The sequence below is a fragment of the Streptomyces sp. SJL17-4 genome (assembly GCF_036826855.1).
Taxonomy (GTDB): domain Bacteria; phylum Actinomycetota; class Actinomycetes; order Streptomycetales; family Streptomycetaceae; genus Streptomyces.
Map to the genome: position 1 here is coordinate 4,351,047 of NZ_CP104578.1, position 18,089 is coordinate 4,369,135.

Annotated in this window: 16 protein-coding genes; 7 read left to right on the forward strand and 9 right to left on the reverse strand. The window is 69.6% G+C overall.

Annotated features, from left to right (window positions below):
* Positions 1-14 precede the first annotated feature (14 nt).
* Entirely contained in the window at positions 15-1,481 is a 1,467-nt protein-coding gene (locus N5875_RS19475) for a CCA tRNA nucleotidyltransferase (protein ID WP_318208265.1), read from the reverse strand.
* Positions 1,482-1,692: 211 nt separating this feature from the next.
* Here N5875_RS19475 and N5875_RS19480 point away from each other — a divergent pair, with 211 nt between their 5' ends.
* From N5875_RS19480 to trxA, 7 genes are all read left to right on the forward strand, one after another.
* Complete coding sequence (locus tag N5875_RS19480; protein WP_338495134.1) at positions 1,693-4,095, forward strand: DUF6049 family protein; 2,403 nt, start codon at positions 1,693-1,695, stop codon at positions 4,093-4,095.
* Positions 4,096-4,140: 45 nt separating this feature from the next.
* Positions 4,141-6,393 (forward strand): murein biosynthesis integral membrane protein MurJ, encoded by a 2,253-nt coding sequence (gene murJ / locus N5875_RS19485; RefSeq protein ID WP_318208263.1) that lies wholly within the window; start codon positions 4,141-4,143, stop codon positions 6,391-6,393.
* Between the two features lie 118 nt (positions 6,394-6,511).
* A complete protein-coding gene (locus N5875_RS19490) occupies positions 6,512-8,200 on the forward strand; it encodes a protein kinase family protein (protein WP_318208262.1) in 1,689 nt (562 codons plus the stop codon).
* 37 nt (positions 8,201-8,237) lie between these two features.
* Positions 8,238-8,930 carry an RNA polymerase sigma factor SigM gene (gene sigM, locus N5875_RS19495; RefSeq protein WP_318208603.1) on the forward strand — a complete coding sequence of 231 codons (693 nt, stop codon included), beginning with the start codon at positions 8,238-8,240 and terminating at the stop codon, positions 8,928-8,930.
* Positions 8,927-9,901: a zf-HC2 domain-containing protein gene (locus N5875_RS19500; protein WP_338495135.1), complete on the forward strand. Its 975-nt coding sequence runs from the start codon at positions 8,927-8,929 to the stop codon at positions 9,899-9,901. The genes sigM and N5875_RS19500 overlap by 4 nt, the downstream gene beginning before the upstream one ends.
* Positions 9,902-10,040: 139 nt before the next feature.
* On the forward strand, positions 10,041-11,006 hold the full coding sequence (trxB, locus tag N5875_RS19505; protein ID WP_318208260.1) for a thioredoxin-disulfide reductase: 966 nt from the start codon (positions 10,041-10,043) through the stop codon (positions 11,004-11,006).
* A gap of 45 nt (positions 11,007-11,051) precedes the next feature.
* Entirely contained in the window at positions 11,052-11,384 is a 333-nt protein-coding gene (trxA, locus tag N5875_RS19510) for a thioredoxin (RefSeq protein WP_318208259.1), read from the forward strand.
* Positions 11,385-11,504: 120 nt separating this feature from the next.
* On the opposite strand, the gene N5875_RS19515 is transcribed toward trxA, so the two are convergent.
* From N5875_RS19515 to rnpA, 8 genes are all read right to left on the reverse strand, one after another.
* Positions 11,505-12,122 (reverse strand): GNAT family N-acetyltransferase, encoded by a 618-nt coding sequence (locus N5875_RS19515; protein ID WP_266967067.1) that lies wholly within the window; start codon positions 12,120-12,122, stop codon positions 11,505-11,507.
* Between the two features lie 159 nt (positions 12,123-12,281).
* Positions 12,282-13,376, reverse strand: a complete 1,095-nt coding sequence (locus N5875_RS19520) for a ParB/RepB/Spo0J family partition protein (RefSeq protein WP_318208258.1) — start codon at positions 13,374-13,376, stop codon at positions 12,282-12,284.
* Positions 13,373-14,449, reverse strand: a complete 1,077-nt coding sequence (locus N5875_RS19525) for a ParA family protein (protein WP_078944828.1) — start codon at positions 14,447-14,449, stop codon at positions 13,373-13,375. The genes N5875_RS19520 and N5875_RS19525 overlap by 4 nt, the downstream gene beginning before the upstream one ends.
* A 236-nt stretch (positions 14,450-14,685) precedes the next feature.
* Positions 14,686-15,402: a 16S rRNA (guanine(527)-N(7))-methyltransferase RsmG gene (gene rsmG, locus N5875_RS19530; protein WP_318208257.1), complete on the reverse strand. Its 717-nt coding sequence runs from the start codon at positions 15,400-15,402 to the stop codon at positions 14,686-14,688.
* A gap of 117 nt (positions 15,403-15,519) precedes the next feature.
* A complete protein-coding gene (locus tag N5875_RS19535) occupies positions 15,520-16,029 on the reverse strand; it encodes a R3H domain-containing nucleic acid-binding protein (protein WP_148003353.1) in 510 nt (169 codons plus the stop codon).
* A 29-nt stretch (positions 16,030-16,058) separates the two neighbouring features.
* Positions 16,059-17,384, reverse strand: coding sequence for a membrane protein insertase YidC (yidC, locus tag N5875_RS19540; RefSeq protein ID WP_318208256.1), 1,326 nt, complete (start codon positions 17,382-17,384; stop codon positions 16,059-16,061).
* A gap of 3 nt (positions 17,385-17,387) precedes the next feature.
* Positions 17,388-17,714, reverse strand: a complete 327-nt coding sequence (gene yidD / locus N5875_RS19545; protein ID WP_015034858.1) for a membrane protein insertion efficiency factor YidD — start codon at positions 17,712-17,714, stop codon at positions 17,388-17,390.
* A complete protein-coding gene (gene rnpA / locus N5875_RS19550; RefSeq protein WP_318208255.1) occupies positions 17,711-18,082 on the reverse strand; it encodes a ribonuclease P protein component in 372 nt (123 codons plus the stop codon). The genes yidD and rnpA overlap by 4 nt, the downstream gene beginning before the upstream one ends.
* Positions 18,083-18,089: the final 7 nt, after the last annotated feature.

Genomic DNA, 18,089 nt, shown 5'->3' on the forward strand with positions numbered 1-18,089 from the left:
CCTGCGGACCGGGCTCAGCCCTGCGCGGCCCACCACTCCTTGAGCGCGGCCACGGCCTGGTCGTGCTCCATCGGCCCGTTCTCCAGCCGGAGCTCCAGCAGGAACTTGTACGCCTGTCCGATGGCGGGACCGGGACCGATGCCCAGGATCTCCTGGATCTGGTTGCCGTCCAGGTCGGGACGGATCGCGTCGAGCTCCTCCTGCTCCTGGAGCTGGGCGATGCGGTCCTCCAGGCCGTCGTAGGCACGGGAGAGCGCGCCCGCCTTGCGCTTGTTGCGGGTGGTGCAGTCCGAGCGGGTCAGCTTGTGCAGACGCGAGAGCATCGGCCCGGCGTCCCGGACGTAGCGGCGCACGGCCGAGTCGGTCCATTCGCCGGTCCCGTAGCCGTGGAAGCGGAGATGGAGCTCCACGAGCCGCGAGACGTCCTTGATCATCTCGTTGGAGTACTTGAGCGCGGTCATGCGCTTCTTGGTCATCTTCGCGCCCACCACCTCGTGGTGGTGGAAGGAGACCCGGCCGTCCTTCTCGAAGCGGCGGGTGCGCGGCTTGCCGATGTCATGGAGCAGGGCCGCAAGGCGCAGCACCAGGTCGGGGCCGTCCTCCTCCAGGTCGATGGCCTGGTCGAGCACGGTCAGGGAGTGCTCGTAGACGTCCTTGTGGCGGTGGTGCTCATCGCTCTCCAGACGCAGCGCCGGGAGCTCGGGGAGCACATGGTCGGCGAGGCCCGTGTCCACGAGGAGCCCGAGGCCCTTCCTCGGGTGGGAGGAGAGCAGCAGCTTGTTGAGTTCGTCACGGACCCGTTCGGCGGAGACGATCTCGATCCGGCCGGACATCTCCTTCATGGCCGTGACGACCTCGGGGGCCACCTCGAAGTCCAGCTGAGCGGCGAACCGCGCGGCCCGCATCATGCGCAGCGGGTCGTCGGAGAAGGACGCCTCCGGTGTACCCGGCGTACGCAGCACCCGGGCGGCGAGGTCCTCAAGGCCGCCGTACGGGTCGATGAACTCCTTCTCCGGCAGGGCCACGGCCATGGCGTTGACGGTGAAGTCGCGCCGGACGAGGTCCTCGTCGATGGAGTCGCCGTAGGAGACCTCGGGCTTGCGTGAGGTCCGGTCGTACGCCTCCGAGCGGTACGTGGTGACCTCGATCTGGTAGCTCTGATCGACGTCTCCGACGCGGGCCTCTTTCTGGCAGCCGACGGTCCCGAAGGCGATGCCGACCTCCCACACCGCGTCGGCCCACGGACGGACGATCTTCAGTACGTCCTCGGGGCGGGCGTCGGTGGTGAAGTCCAGGTCGTTGCCGAGCCGGCCGAGCAACGCGTCCCGTACCGAGCCACCGACCAGCGCGAGGCTGAAGCCGGCCTCCTGGAAACGGCGGGCGAGGTCGTCGGCGACAGGGGACACACGCAGCAGTTCACTGACCGCGCGGCGTTGCACCTGGCTCAGTGCAGTCGGGGTGTCTTCGTTGGCGTTCGGCACAACAGAAAAGGGTACGTGCCCCGGCCCGCGCCGACGTCCTCGTTTTCCCGTGGGCGGTGCACAGGGAGCCGCCGGAGGGGTCCCGTCGAAGATCGGCTGGAGCAGTCCCCGGCACTTGCTCCCAGCGTGCCTCGTTACCATGCCTGGACACAGCAACCGGGAACCACCTACCCCACTGACACCAGAGACAACGACGAGGACGGGCGAACGCGTGGCCGAGGCGGCAGACATCCAGGGAACCGGTCCCTCACCTGCCCGCCGATGGCTGCGGCGCACGATCACCGTCGCCTTCGGCGCGCCGCTCCTCGCCGGTCTCCTCCAGGCCCCGGCCACGTCCTCCCCGGCGTTCGCCGCCGAAGACGCCACCGGCTCGAAGACCGTCGATGTGTCTCTCGACACGCTGGCGCCGAGCGCGCCCGTCGAGGGGGACACGGTCACCGTCACCGGCACGGTGACCAACCGGGGCAAGAAGGCGGTGACCGACGCGACCGTGAACCTGCGCGTCGGGCCGCAGATGACGAGCCGCAGTGAGATCGAGCAGGTGACGGGGCGCACCGGCTACCGGGACGACAGCGATCCCGCTCCCCTCGAAGACGCCCCCACGGTCAAGATCCCCCGGCTGGGCCCCGGCCTCAGTGCGGACTTCTCCCTCTCCGTGCCGGTCTCCGACCTCGGACTCGACGAGGCGGGCGTCTACCAGCTGGGCGTCTCGCTCACCGGTCAGACCTCGGACCGCCGCTACGACCGGGTGCTCGGCATCGAGCGGACCTTCGTCCCGTACCAGCCCGAGGCCACCGAGAAGAGAACCCAGCTCACCTACCTCTGGCCGCTGATCTCCTCGGCCCATGTGTCGGCCGAGACGGCGACCGACGACCAGCAGACCCCGGTGTTCGAGGACGACACCCTGGCGGCCGAGCTGAAGCCGGGCGGGCGGCTCGACGAGCTCGTCTCGCTGGGCAAGGACCTCCCGGTCACCTGGGTGGTCGATCCGGATCTGCTGGCCTCCGTCGATGCCATGGCGAACGGCTACCGCGTCAAGGACGGCACCCTGCACGTCCCGGGCAAGCACCAGGCCGTCGCCGAGCGGTGGCTGGACGCGCTGGAGAAGGCCGTCCAGGGCCACAAGGTCGTCGCCCTGCCCTTCGCCGACCCCGACCTCGCCTCCCTCGCCCACCGCGGCAAGGACGTCCCCGGCTCGCTGGAGCACCTCCAGTCGGCGACCGCCCTCGCCGGAACCACGGTCGAGACCATCCTCCACGTCCAGCCCGCCACCGACTTCGCCTGGCCCGTCGACGGGGCCGTCGACCCGTCCATCGTGGCGGTGGCGACCTCGGCCGGCGCCGACAAGGTGATCGCCCGCAGCGACAGCGTCCGCGACGACCTCTCGTACACGCCCACCGCGGCCCGACCCTTCAGCAACGGCACCACCGCCGTGGTGAGCGACGCGCTCCTGTCCACGACCTTCGAGGGGGACATGGTCCGGACGGAGAACTCGACCCTCGCGGTCCAGGAGTTCCTCGCCCAGTCCCTCGCGATCACCCTGGAACAGCCGGAGGACCAGCGCAGCATCGTGGTCGCCCCGCAGCGGGTGCCGACCGCCGCGCAGGCGCAGACCATGGCGACCGCCCTGCGCGGTCTCTCCGCCAAGCGGTGGAGCCAGCCGAGCGACCTCCTGGCGGCCGCCGGCGCCAAGCCGGACCCCGACGCCTCCACCGCGGTGCCCGCCGGCTCCCGGTACCCCAAGAAGCTGCGCGACCGGGAGCTTCCGGTCCAGGCCTTCCGCGACATGAAGACCACGCGCGACGAGCTGGACGACTTCAAGGTCATCCTCACCGCCCAGTACCGCGTCGTGCCTCCGTTCACCAACGCGATCAACCGCGAGATGGCGACCTCGTGGCGGGGGCAGGCCCGAGCCGCCGCGCTCTACCGGATCAACGTCCTGGAGTATCTGCAGACCCTCACCGAGGGGGTCCAGCTGGTCGACAAGTCCGACCTCACCCTCTCCGGCCGCAGCGCGACGATCCCCGTGACCGTCCAGAACAAGCTGCTGCAGGACGTACATCTCGTGCTGCGGCTCACCTCCGGCAGCAAGAACCGCCTCAACCTGAACGGCGAGCGGTACAAAGAGCTGCCCGTGAAGATCAGCGGCGGCCACAGCCAGTCGGTGAAGTTCTCCGCCTCCGCCAATGTCAACGGCCAGGTGCCGATGACGGCCCAGCTCTACACCGAGGACGGCACCCCCTACGGTCAGCCGATGACGTTCACCGTGAAGGTCTCCGAGATCACCGCCACGGTGATGCTCGTGATCGCCGGTGGCGTCCTCCTCCTCGTCCTGGCCGGCGTGCGGATGTACAGCCAGCGCAAGCGGGTGGCCGCGCGGAACGCCGAGGCCGAAGCGGCGGAGACGGACGACACCACCCCGGAGGAGACGGAGCCGCAGCCGGAATCCGGGGCGGATCACGAGGCGGAGCCCACGGCGGACACGCCGCGCGAGCCGGAAGCCCCTTCGGAGGAGCCCGCCGCGGACGAACCCGAGCAGCCGAGTGACCCGACACCGGACACCGGGCCCGAAAGCGGCAACCCGTCGGGCCCGAGTGAGAAAGTGGACCGTTGAGCGATGTCGTGGCCGGTCGGCCGGGGACGATGAGGTGGGGTAACCATGAACGCGCCGTACGACGGTGACCGCGGCCAGGGCGCGGGCGGCACGCCGCCGTCCGGTGGGCCGCCCCCGGCACCCCCCGGCTCGGGCTACCCGCCGGTGCCGCCCCCGCCGCCGGGCTCCCCTGGCCCGCAAGGCCACACCCCCTACACGCCGGACGGCTACGCACAGGACGGCTACCAGCAGAACCCCTACGCCCAGGACCCCTACGTCCAGGACGTCTTCACCCACGACCCGTACCGGGCCCAGGACCTGTCCGCGCAGGACCCGGTGACCGAGGCGCTCTACGACCGCGCCGCGCATCCGCCGCCCCCGCCCGGCACGTACCAGGAGCCGCAGCCGCTCTACCAGCAGCCGGCCGCGCCCCACCACGCTCCCGACCCCCGGGTGTGGGCCCAGACCCCGGCGCCCGAGCCCGAGGGGCCGTCCCGCCACCTGCCGTACGGCGACGACGCGCGCACCGTCCAGTTCACCGGCGTCGACGACCTGGTGACCCGGGCCGGTGAGGAGGAGCCCGAGCCGGACGCCTTCGCGCACCTCTACCGGGACCAGCAGACGCCCGGCCAGGTGCCCCCGCCCGCCCCGGAGCCGGATCCCATGCCCGCCCCCGCCCCCAAGAAGTCCGGCCGCGCCTCCGGGCTGCTGAAGTCGAGCGCGGTGATGGCCGCCGGCACCCTGGTCTCCCGGCTCACCGGCTTCGTCCGCAGCCTGGTGATCACCGGCGCGCTCGGCGCCGCCCTGCTCGGCGACACCTTCACCATCGCCTACACCCTGCCGACGATGATCTACATCCTCACCGTCGGCGGCGGCCTCAACTCGGTCTTCGTCCCGCAGCTCGTCCGCTCGATGAAGAACGACGAGGACGGCGGCGAGGCCTACGCCAACCGCCTGCTCACCCTGGTGATGGTGGCGCTCGGCGCGATCGTGGTCCTGGCCGTCTTCGCGGCGCCGCTGCTCATCCGGCTGATGTCGAACACCATCGCCGACGACGCCGCGGCCAACAGCGTGGCCGTGACGTTCGCCCGCTACTGCCTGCCCACGATCTTCTTCATGGGTGTGCATGTGGTGATGGGTCAGATCCTCAACGCCCGCGGCAAGTTCGGCGCGATGATGTGGACCCCGGTCCTCAACAACATCGTCATGATCGTCACCTTCGGCCTGTTCATCTGGGTCTACGGCACCTCCGCCGAGTCCCACATGGGCGTGCAGACCATCCCCGACGACGGCATCCGCCTGCTCGGCATCGGCACCCTGCTCGGACTCGTCGTCCAGGCCCTGGCGATGATCCCGTACCTCCGGGAAACCGGCTTCCGCTTCCGGCCCCGCTTCGACTGGAAGGGCCACGGGCTCGGCAAGACGGTCAAGCTCGCCAAGTGGACGGTGCTCTTCGTCCTCGCCAACCAGGCCGGCGTCCTGGTCGTCACCCAGCTCGCCACGGCGGCCGGTGAGGAGTCCGGCAGGAACGGTGCCGGCTTCCTCGCCTACTCCAACGCCCAGCTGATCTGGGGCATGCCGCAGGCCATCATCACGGTTTCCGTCATGGCCGCGCTGCTGCCGCGGATCTCCCGGGCCGCCCACGACAACGACCCGGGCGCCGTCCGGGACGACATCTCGCAGGGGCTGCGCAACTCGGCCGTCGCGATCGTCCCGGTGTCCTTCGCCTTCCTGGCCCTCGGCGTCCCCATGTGCACCCTGCTCTACGCCTCCAGCGGCGTCGAGGCCGCCCAGGGCATGGGCTTCATCCTGATGGCCTTCGGCCTCGGCCTGATCCCCTACTCCGTCCAGTACGTCGTCCTCCGTGGCTTCTACGCCTACGAGGACACCCGGACGCCCTTCTACAACACGGTCATCGTCGCGGCCGTCAACGCGGCCGCCTCCGCGATCTGTTACGTCGTCCTGCCCGCCCAGTGGGCCGTCGTCGGCATGGCCGCCTCGTACGGCCTCGCCTACGCCGTCGGGGTCGGCATCGCCTGGCGCCGCCTCCGCAAGCTGCTGGGAGGCGACCTGGACGGCACCCATGTGATGCGGACCTACGCCCGCCTCTGCATGGCCTCCGTGCCCGCCGCGATCGTCGCCGGCGCCGCCGGCTTCGGCCTGCTGAAGCTCCTCGGCGAGGGCGCGTTGGGCTCGCTCGTCGCCCTGATCATCGGCGGAGCGGTGCTTCTCGGTGTCTTCTTCGTCGCGGCCAAGCGCATGCGGATCGCCGAGCTGAACACCCTGGTCGGAATGGTGCGCGGACGCCTGGGACGCTGAACCGGTCGGACCCGCACAACCATCGGGGGGAACCGCGTGTCGTGCATAGCGTCCGACTGTGGGCACAATTGGTCTGGCTGTTGGATGTGGCGCAACGGATGGGGAGGCAGGAACGACGGTGGCGGAACGTAGCACGGCTGCCGTCGACGTGGCCGACAACAGCGGTGACGACCCGCTGACCGCCAAGGCGGGCACGGCCGCGACCGACGGGGTGGCGGACAAGCAGAAGACGGCGGAACAGACCGCCGAGGCCACGGACAAGAAGGCGGTCGAACGACAGAGCGGCGAACAGCCCTCCATTACGGCTCCGGAGCTGCACAGCGGCCACAAACTGGCCAGGCGCTACCGGCTGGAGGAGTGCGTCACCCGTCTGGACGGCTTCAGCAGTTGGCGTGCCGTCGACGAGAAACTGCGGCGTGCCGTCGGGGTCCACCTGCTGCCCGCCGACCACCCCAGGGCCCGTTCGGTCCTGGCCGCGGCCCGTTCCTCGGCCCTCCTCGGCGACCCCCGCTTCGTGCAGGTCCTCGACGCCGTCGAGGAGAACGACCTCGTGTACGTCGTGCACGAGTGGCTGCCCGACTCCACCGAGCTCACCGCGCTGCTCGCGACCGGCCCGCTGGAGCCCCACGACGCCTACCAGCTCGTCAGCCAGGTCTCCCAGGCCATGGCCGCCGCCCACCGCGAAGGCCTCGCCCACCTCCGGCTCACGCCGAGCGCCGTCCTGCGCAGCTCCACCGGGCAGTACCGGATCCGCGGCCTGGCCGTGAACGCCGCCCTGCGCGGCATCACCGCCGAACGCCCGCAGCGCAACGACACCGAGGCCATCGGCGCGCTCCTCTACGCCGCGCTCACCCAGCGCTGGCCGTACGACAGCGACGCCTACGGCCTCTCCGGCCTCCCCAAGGGCGTCGGCCTGCTCCCGCCCGATCAGGTCCGCGCCGGCGTTCACCGCGGCCTCTCCGAGATCGCCATGCGCGCCCTGGCGAACGACGGGGCCACCGCCTCCCGCCAGGAGCCCCCCTGCACCACTCCGGACGAGCTGGCCAAGGCCGTGGCAGCGATGCCCCGTGTGAAGCCCCCGGAGCCCGAGTTCACCGCCCCGCCCGAGTACCAGCGCACGACGTACCAGCAGGGCACGTACGGGCGCCCCCAGGTGCACCCGGCGGCCACCCAGCCGGTGGTCGTCCCGCCGCCCCCGCTGCAGAGCCGTACCGGCAAGGCGCTGAAGTGGGCCGTCTCGGCCCTCCTGATCGCCGCCCTGGGCCTCGGCAGCTGGCAGATCGCGGACCGGCTCCTCGCACCGGACTCCCCGCAGAAGGAGACCCCGGTCGCGCCACCGCAGGTCGACGAGAAGGCCGCGCCTCTCCAGCCGGTCGCCATCGAGTCGGCCCGCGACTTCGACCCGCTGGGGAACGGCTCCGAGAAGCCCCAGGCCATAGACCGTGCCTACGACGGCGACCCCAGCACCTTCTGGTACACCGAGAACTATCACGGTCCCGGCTTCGCCAATCTGAAGACCGGCGTGGGCCTCGTGCTCGACCTGGGCAAGGCGCAGAAGATCAGCTCAGTCGACCTTTCGTTCGTGGGACACACCTCGGTGGAGCTGCGCACGGCGCCCTCCGACGCCTCGTCCGAGCCGTCCCTGCCCGACGCGTACACGACCCAGGTCGCCGGCGCCGGCAGCCAGGTGACGCTGAAGCTCCCCAAGCCCGTCACCACCCGCTACGTTCTCGTGTGGCTGACGGAACTGCCCTCCAACGACGGGGGCTACCGAGGCAAGCTGAGCGAAGTAAAGATCATGGGCTGACGACCGCAGGGGAGGGGGCTCACCGTTGGACCAACCGATAGACGACGCCACGGACGACCGGGAACTCCTGGCTCGTCATGTCGCCGGCGATCCCGATGCCTTCGGTGAGCTCGTACGGCGCCACCGTGACCGGCTCTGGGCGGTGGCCCTGCGCACCCTGGGGGACCGCGAGGAGGCCGCTGACGCCGTCCAGGACGCCCTGTTGTCGGCCTTCCGGGCCGCCCACACCTTCCGTGGCCAGTCGGCCGTCACGACGTGGCTCCACCGCATCACGGTGAACGCCTGCCTCGACCGTCTCCGCAAGACGGCTTCGCGCAGGACCTCACCCGTCGACGACGACGACCGCTTCGAGCAGCTCCTGGAACCCCACGAGTCCGCGGAGGCCCCCGTGGAACGGCAGGACGTCCACCGTGAAGTCCTCGCCGCGCTCGCTTCGATCCCCGCCGATCAGCGCGCCGCCCTCGTCCTGGTCGACATGCAGGGATACCCGGTGGCGGAGGCGGCCCGTATCCTCGGCGTTCCCACCGGCACCGTGAAGAGCCGCTGCGCGCGCGGGCGGGCACGACTGCTTCCGATGGTCACTCATCTGCGCGCCGACACCGTGGGTAACGAAGCTCCCGATGGGGGAAGGAACCGGACGCCGGGGACATCCGTCCCACCGGTGCCGGGGCCGACGGATTCCGGACCGACTGATCCAGCTGCTGTGAAGGGCGGAGGTGGGCGCACGTGACTTCCACGGCCGGCAGGGCCAACACCACACAGCACCCGGACGTCTCGGAAATCTCCGATCTGACCGAAGGGCTCCTCTCACCGACCCGCTCGGCCGCAGTCCGCCGCCATCTGGACGGCTGCCCCCTCTGCGCGGACGTACGGACCTCCCTGGAGGAGATCAGAGGACTGCTCGGCACCCTTCCCGGGCCGCCCCGCATGCCCGCGGAGATCGCCGGACGGATCGACGCCGCCCTCGCCGCCGAAGCCCTCCTCAACGCCACCACGCCGGAGAGCGATACCTCCGTTTCACGTGAAACATCGCCCGCCACGGCCGAAGCGGCCCCTGCGGCGATTTCCGCGCCTGTCACGGAACGCCCCTCGGACCGTGCCACGGACCGTGGCAAGGACCGCCCTGCCGGTCGTTCCAGTGCCGCCACCGGCCCCGGGCGGGCCGGCAAGCCCCGTCGTCGTCGCATCGCCCTGCTCTCGACGCTCGGCGCCGCCTTCGGAGCCGTCGTCCTCGGAACGAGCCTCTATCTCAGTCAGGCGGGCAACGTGACCGCCGGTGGTGAGGCGGCCGACACCAAGAAGGCCGGCACCGTCGCCGGGGCGGCCCAGCTCCCCTTCTCCGGCTCCCCGGTCGAGGACCGGGTCCGCGCGCTCCTGACCGAGAACGAGTCCGCCGGGACACCCCGTGGAATCGGCCCGGAATCGATGTCCGCCGAGGCGGAGACCAAGGCCCCCGAGCGGAACAGGGACAGCGCCGTCCCCGGCTGCGTCGTGGCCGGCACCGGCCGCTCCGACGCGGTACTGGAACACGAGCAGGGCGAATACCAGGGGAAGCCTGCCTATCTGCTGGTCCTCACCGATCCCGCGGACAGCAAGCGGGTCCAGGCCTATGTGCTCGACGGCTCCTGCGCGGAGCGGACCACCGGGAGCGGAAGCCCGGCCGCTGATCTGCTGTTCAGCGAGACATACCCCCGCTCCTGACCTCACTCCCCGTCCGGCGACGGTGCCGCGCGGCGGTTTCGGGAATGCGCGCCCCTTAGGATCCGTTGGGTGGGGTGAGAGTGACCGAGACAACCGCCCCCGTAGGCAGTGCCAGTCTGCAGAGACGAGGAAGAAACCCGTGAGCGACGTCCGTAACGTGATCATTATCGGCTCCGGGCCCGCGGGTTACACCGCTGCGCTCTACACCGCCCGAGCGTCGCTGAACCCCCTGGTCTTCGAAGGTGCCGTCACCGCCGGTGGCGCGCTCATGAACACCACCGAGGTCGAGAACTTCCCCGGCTTCCGCGACGGCATCATGGGCCCGGACCTGATGGACAACATGCGGGCCCAGGCCGAGCGCTTCGGCGCCGAGCTCGTCCCCGACGACATCATCGCCGTGGACCTGTCCGGTGAGATCAAGACCGTCACCGACACCGCCGGCACCGTGCACCGCGCCAAGGCCGTCATCGTCACCACCGGCTCGCAGCACCGCAAGCTCGGCCTCCCGAACGAGGACGCTCTCTCCGGCCGCGGTGTCTCCTGGTGCGCCACCTGCGACGGGTTCTTCTTCAAGGACCAGGACATCGCCGTCGTCGGCGGCGGCGACACCGCGATCGAGGAGGCCACCTTCCTCTCGCGCTTCGCCAAGACGGTCACGATCGTCCACCGCCGGGACAGCCTGCGTGCCTCGAAGGCCATGCAGGAGCGCGCCTTCGCCGACCCGAAGATCTCTTTCGCCTGGGACAGCGAGGTCACCGAAATCCACGGTGAGCAGAAGCTCAACGGCCTGACCCTGCGCGACACGAAGACCGGCGAGACCCGCCAGCTGGCCGTCACCGGCCTCTTCATCGCCGTGGGCCACGACCCGCGGACCGAGCTCTTCAAGGGCCAGCTGGACCTCGACGAGGAGGGCTACCTCAAGGTCGCCGCCCCGTCGACGCGCACCAACCTCACGGGTGTCTTCGGCGCCGGCGATGTCGTCGACCACACCTACCGTCAGGCCATCACGGCCGCCGGCACCGGCTGCTCCGCAGCGCTGGACGCCGAGCGCTTCCTGGCCGCCCTCGCCGACAGCGAGAAGCTGGCCGAGACCCCCGCGGTCTGACCCCGTCTCTCCTCACCCACACCCCGCGAGATCAAGGAGGCCGCTGTGGCCCTGAAGACTGTGACCGACGCTTCCTTCGAAGAGGACGTCCTCAAGAGCGACAAGCCCGTCCTGGTGGACTTCTGGGCCGAGTGGTGCGGCCCGTGCCGCCAGATCGCCCCGTCGCTTGAGGCCATCGCCGCCGAGCACGGCGAGATCGAGATCGTGAAGCTCAACATCGACCAGAACCCGGCCACGGCTGCCAAGTACGGCGTCATGTCCATCCCGACGCTGAACGTCTACCAGGGCGGCGAGGTCGTGAAGACGATCGTCGGTGCCAAGCCGAAGGCCGCCCTCCTGCGCGACCTCGAGGGCTTCGTCGAGCCGAGCAAGGCCTGATGCTCCCGCTCTGTTTCACGTGAAACCGTGAAACAGAAGCAGCGAAACAGAAGCACCGTTTCACGTGAAACAGAGACGGCCCGCCCCTTCCGGGGGGCGGGCCGTTCTCGTGTCCCGACGCTACAGCGGACGCAGGACGGGCTCCTTCTGGACCGCGCCGAGGAGTCGGTCGAGCGCCATCTCGACGTCCTCCTTCCAGGAGAGCGTCGTCCGAAGTTCCAGCCGCAGCCTGGGGAAGGCCGGATGCGGCCGCACCGTCTTGAAGCCCACAGCCAGCAGATGATCGGCCGGAAGCACACAGGCCGGCTCCTTCCACCGGGCGTCCCCGAACGCCTCGATGGCCTTGAAGCCCCGCCGCAGGAGGTCCTTGGCCACGGTCTGCACGACCATCCGGCCGAGTCCCTGCCCCTGGTAGCCGGGCATGATCCAGGCCGTCATCAACTGCGCGGCATCGGCCGCCACAGGGCTCGTGGGGAAGGCCGTGGAACGCGGCACATAGGCCGGGGGAGCGTAGAGGACGTAGCCGACCGGCACTTCGTCGACATAGACCACCCGGCCGCAGGAGCCCCACTCCAGGAGAACCCCCGAGATCCAGGCCTCCTTCTCCAGCTCCGGACGCCCCGCCTTCACCGCGGCTTCTCCACTGACCGGGTCGAGCTCCCAGAAGACGCAGGAGCGACACCGCTTGGGCAGATCCGGAAGGTTGTCCAGCGTGAGCGGTACGAGCCGACGCCCCACGGCCGCGCCTCACTTCCCTCGCGTTCGAGCACGGATACGCCTCCTGGAATCGTATCGATCGACCGATCGGGACGACACCGCTCACAGGCAAAGGGCGGGCCGCGTTCCGGTGAAACCGGAGCACGGCCCGCCCTCAGCGGCCTTGGGCAGCGGAAGGCGTCAGCCCTCCGCCCCCTTCTCTGCGTTCTTCTGATCCATGACCCGACCCTCGCCGGGAGCCAGGGTCGCCAGGATCCGGTCCAGATCCTCCACCGAGGCGAACTCGACGACGATCTTTCCCTTCTTCTGACCGAGGTCGACCTTCACCCGAGTCTCGAAGCGGTCCGAAAGACGGGAGGCGAGATCCGTGAGCGCGGGCGACACCCGGCCACCGGCTCGCGGCTTCGTCGGCTTGACCGCACCGCCGGGCTCCTCGGAGCCCATGACGCTCACCATCTCCTCGACGGTACGCACCGAGAGGCCTTCGGAGACGATCCGGTACGCCAGCTTGTCCTGGGCCTCCGGGTCCTCGACACCGAGCAGCGCCCTCGCGTGGCCGGCGGAGAGCACTCCGGCGGCCACCCGGCGCTGCACCGGCGGGGAGAGGCGCAGCAGTCGCAGCGTGTTGGAGATCTGCGGGCGAGAGCGCCCGATCCGCTCCGCGAGCTGGTCGTGGGTGCAGCCGAAGTCCTTGAGCAGCTGCTCGTAGGCGTGAGCCTCTTCGATCGCGTTCAGCTGGGCACGGTGGAGGTTCTCCAGGAGCGCGTCCAGGAGCATCTTCTCGTCGTCGGTGTCCCGGACGATCGCCGGGATCCGCTCCAGTCCCGCTTCCTTGGACGCCCGCAGACGCCGCTCGCCCATGACCAGCTCATAGCCCTCGTCATCGGTCTTGCGCACGACCACGGGCTGGAGGAGGCCGACCTCCTTGATGGAGACGACGAGCTCCGCCAGGGCGTCCTCGTCGAAGACCTCACGCGGCTGGTGCCGGTTGGGAACGATGGAGTCGAGCGGAAGCTCGGTGAAGTAGGCACCCGCCGGAGGCTCCGGCCGGACCACCGGCTCGGCATCGTTCCACGCCGGAGTCGACTCCGGGGACTGCGCGCTCTGCGGGAGGGACGCCAGCTTCGCGGCCGCGACCCCCCGGTCCGAGGGCATACCGGGGACCGCACCGGGCGAGGCCACACCCACGCCGCCCGAAGGCGACTGCCGTTCCTGGGGAGCAGCGGGGATCAGCGCACCGAGCCCACGCCCCAATCCCCTACGTCGCTCACTCACTGGATCCCCTCCGACATGCTGCGCTGGTGGTTCTGGTGCCCGACATGGGCGTGCTGCGGGTCATAGTGCACGGCAGCCCCCCGCAGGGCGATCTCACGGGCCGCTTCGAGGTACGACAGGGCACCGCTGGAGCCCGGGTCGTAGGTGAGGACCGTCTGCCCGTAGCTCGGTGCCTCCGAGATGCGGACGGACCTCGGGATGCTGGTCCGGAGGACCTCCTCGGCGAAGTGTGTGCGCACCTCGTCGGCGACCTGGGAGGCGAGCCTCGTCCGGCCGTCGTACATGGTGAGCAGGATCGTCGAGACATGGAGCGCCGGGTTGAGGTGCCCCCGGACCAGGTCGACGTTCCGCAGGAGCTGGCCGAGCCCCTCCAGCGCGTAGTACTCGCACTGGATCGGGATCAGCACCTCGGCTCCGGCGACCATGGCGTTGACCGTGAGGAGACCGAGCGAGGGCGGGCAGTCGATCAGGATGTAGTCGAGGGGCTGCTCGTAGGCCTGGATCGCCCGCTGCAGGCGGCTCTCACGGGCCACGAGCGACACCAGCTCGATCTCCGCGCCGGCGAGGTCGATGGTGGCGGGGGCGCAGAACAGGCCCTCGACGTCCATGACCGGCTGCACGACCTCGGAGAGCGGCCTGCTGTCCACGAGAACGTCGTAGATCGAGGGGACCTCGGCGTGGTGGTCGATGCCGAGCGCCGTGGAGGCGTTGCCCTGCGGGTCGAGGTCGATGACCAGGACCCGGGCCCCGTGCAGGGCGAGGGACGCGGCAAGGTTGACCGTCGTGGTCGTCTTACCCACGCCGCCCTTCTGATTGGCGACCACCATCACGCGAGTCTGCGCCGGGCGGGGAAGTCCCTCACCGGCACGACCCAGGGCCTCTACTGCCAGCTGGGCAGCACGACCAATGGGGGTGTCGTCCATCGGGGGCGGTGTTTCACGTGAAACATCCTCCCCCACCGATTCGGTTCGGGGACCGGGGACCGGATCGGTCATCGGTCCCGCGATGTTGGCGTCGGACCGCAAGGATTCACTCTCCTCGGCTTCAGGCTCGCGATGGGGAGAGCCTGCCATGCTTTCGGGGTCGTGAACCAGCGAGGCCGGTGGTTCTGTGGGTGAATCCACCTCTGTGGACATCTCCGTAACCCTCGCGGGTGGGTTCACGCGGGGTCGACGGTCCCGGGGCGTGGCAGCCGCGCGACCGCGGCTGATGATCCCCTGCAGCAGTGAGCGACGTTTCACGTGAAACACCATGCCCCTGCTGCCCGGCCGGGACCGTTCGACACTCCGAAATGGTACGAATGCGACGCTCAGCGGCGTCGACGGGTCTTGCTCGTCCGGGCGGCCTTGGCTCGCTTGGCGGCGAACCGCACCCCGCCCGGGCTCTCGCCGACCTCGACCCGGACAACCGTGGACAGCGGATCGACGATCCCCTCGCCCACCTGCAGCACGGAGGTCTCCACCACACCGAGACGGGAGAGCGCGGCACGAGCCCCGCTGATCTCCTCCTCCGCGGTGTCGCCCTTGAGCGCCAGCATCTCCCCGTACGGACGCAGCAGGGGAACTCCCCAGCCGGCCAGCCGGTCGAGCGGCGCCACCGCGCGGGCGGTCACCACATGCACGGGCGTGATCTTGCCGAGCATCTCCTCCGCACGCCCACGGACCACGGTCACGTGGTCGAGGCCGAGCAGCTCGACGACCTCCTGAAGGAAGTTCGTCCGGCGAAGAAGCGGCTCCAGGAGCGTGATCTTCAGGTCGGGGCGGACCAGAGCCAGAGGGATGCCGGGAAGTCCGGCGCCCGAGCCCACGTCGCAGACGGTGACGCCCTCGGGGACGACCTCGGAGAGGACCGCACAGTTCAGCAGGTGACGCTCCCACAGCCGCGGAACCTCACGCGGTCCGATCAGACCGCGCTTCACACCCGCGTCCGCGAGGAGCTCCGCGTACCGCACGGCCTCAGGGAAGTACTCACCGAAGACTGTCCGCGCCTGCTCCGGAGCCTCGGGGAGCTGCGCTTCCTCCGTCACGGGAACCGTCCTTCCGTACCGCACGCATCCTCTGCGGGCGCACTGTGGTGGCTGACTATCAGGCTGACAAAGATCGGCCCCGCCTGCGAACAGACGGGGCCGACACTACGTGAGGGTTCAGGCCGGGAGAACAACGACGAAGCGCTGCGGCTCCTCGCCCTCGGACTCGCTGCGCAGACCGGCGGCGGCGATCGCGTCGTGCACGACCTTGCGCTCGAACGGCGTCATCGGGTCCAGCTTGACCGGCTGGCCGGTGGACTTCACCTCACCCGCGGCCTTGGCACCCAGCTCGGCGAGCTCGGCGCGCTTCTTGGCGCGGAAGCCGGCGATGTCGAGCATCAGACGGCTGCGGTCACCGGTCTCCCGGTGCACGGCCAGCCGGGTCAGCTCCTGGAGCGCCTCCAGGACCTCACCATCGCGACCCACGAGCTTCTGCAGCTCACGAGCCGAGTCGCTGATGATCGAGACCGCGGCGCGGTCCGCCTCGACGTCCATGTCGATGTCACCGTCGAGATCGGCGATGTCGAGCAGGCCCTCGAGGTAGTCGGCCGCGATCTCACCCTCCTGCTCCAGGCGGGTCAGGGTGTCGCCACCCTCGGCGGCGGCGGAGATGGTGCCTTCCGTCACGGATGGACTCCTTCTTGCTTCGGCGAGGCTTACTTCTTGGAGGACGGGTGCTTGGGCCGCTGCTGGCCCTTGCGCTGACCGGACTTGCCCTGCTGACGGGCGCCTCCGGAGTTGGCGCGGGGGCGCGCGGACTTGTCGCCCTGGGCCTCGCCCTTCGGCTCTTCCTTGGCGGCGGCCTTGGCCGAACCCTGGGGCTTCTTCTCGAGCGAGGTGGTCGGCGTCTCTTCGGCGGCCGGCTCGGCAGCTTCCTCGGAGTCCTTGGCGGTGGCGTGCTGGGCCGCGGCCTGACGCTGGGCCTTGCTCTGGCGCTTGGGCTGCTGACGCCTGGCGGCGGTACCCGCCTCGACGTCGGCCTCGATCGTGTCGCTCTTGATCACGGTGCCGTCGGCCTGGGCGGCGAACCCGGCCTTGGTCAGACCGGAGAAGAAGCGGCGCTCGTTCTCGTTGCGGTCGCTGCTGGCCTTGGCGACGATCATCTTCACGATGGTCTTGCGACGACGGCCGCGGACCTCGCCGTGCTGCGTGATGCTCTTCAGCAGGCGCTGGAGGTAGGAGTCCTGCGCCTTGCTGCCCGGGGTCGGGTTCTGGTTGATCACGTACATCTGCTGGCCCATGGTCCACACGTTGGTGGTCAGCCAGTAGACGAGGACACCGACGGGGAAGTTGATGCCCATGACGGCGAAGATCACCGGGAAGATGTACATGAGCATCTTCTGCTGCTGCATGTACGGCGTCTTCACCGAGAGGTCGACGTTCTTCATCATCAGCTGGCGCTGGGTGAAGAACTGCGAGGCCGACATCATGATGATCATGATCGCGGTGACGATGCGGACGTCGGTCAGGGAGGCGTTGAGCGCCTCGACCTTCTCCGGGCTGTCCATGAACTTCGCGGCGATCGGGGCGCCGAAGATGTGGGCCTGCCGGGCGCTGTCGACCAGCGCCTGGTTCATGACGCCGATTTCCTTGCCCGACGCGATGTTGGACAGCACGTGGTACAGGGCGAAGAAGAACGGCGACTGCGCCAGGATGGGAAGGCACGAGGAGAGCGGGTTGGTACCCGTCTCCTTGTACAGCTTCATCATCTCTTCGGACTGACGCTGCTTGTCGCTCTTGTAGCGCTCCTGGATCGCCTTCATCTTCGGCTGGAGCGCCTGCATGTTCCGCGTCGACTTGATCTGCTTGACGAACAGCGGGATCAGACAGATACGGATCAGCACCACGAGGGACACGATGGACAGGCCCCAGGCCCAACCCGTGTCAGGGCCGAAGATCGCCCCGTACACCTTGTGGAACTGGACGATCACCCATGAGACAGGTGTGGTGATGAAGCTGAACAGACTGGCAATCGTGTCCACTAATCAGGCTCCTTGAGCATTGGGCGAGGTCTCTGCGGCCGGGCTCGTCTCGGCGGTGGACCCGCCCTTGTCGCCGCGCAGCGCGTTCCTCAGCATTTCGTGCCAGCGGGGGCGCTTACGCGGGGGGACGTGATCCACGCCGCCGGGCGACCACGGGTTGCACCGCAGGATGCGCCAGGCGGTCAGGGCCGTGCCCTTGATCGCGCCATGCCGGTCGATGGCCGTGAATCCATAGTGGGAACACGACGGGTAGTACCGGCAGACGGGCCCGAGAAGCGGGCTGATCGTCCACTGGTACAGCTTGATGAGAGCCAGCAGCGGGTACTTCATCGCGCGCCCCCTCCCAGCAGCCGCTGAAGAGCGGCGTCCAGGTCTCGGGACAGCTGTGCGTGTTCGGCGTCGCCGGCTCCGGGCAACGCCCGTACGACCACCAGGCTACCGGGAGGCAGCTCGGTGAGCCGGTCGCGGACGAGGTGGCGCAGACGACGCTTCACTTGGTTGCGTACGACCGCACCGCCCACGGCCTTGCTCACGACGAAACCCGCACGTGCCGGGGGAGCGCTCTCCCCAGGCGCGTGCGGGCTCGTTGCACCGCTGCGTAGGTGGACGACGAGGAGCGGGCGACCGGCCCGGCGCCCTCGGCGTACCGCGGTTGCGAAGTCCTCGCGCCGCCTCAGCCGATTCTCGGTAGGCAGCACGTCATGA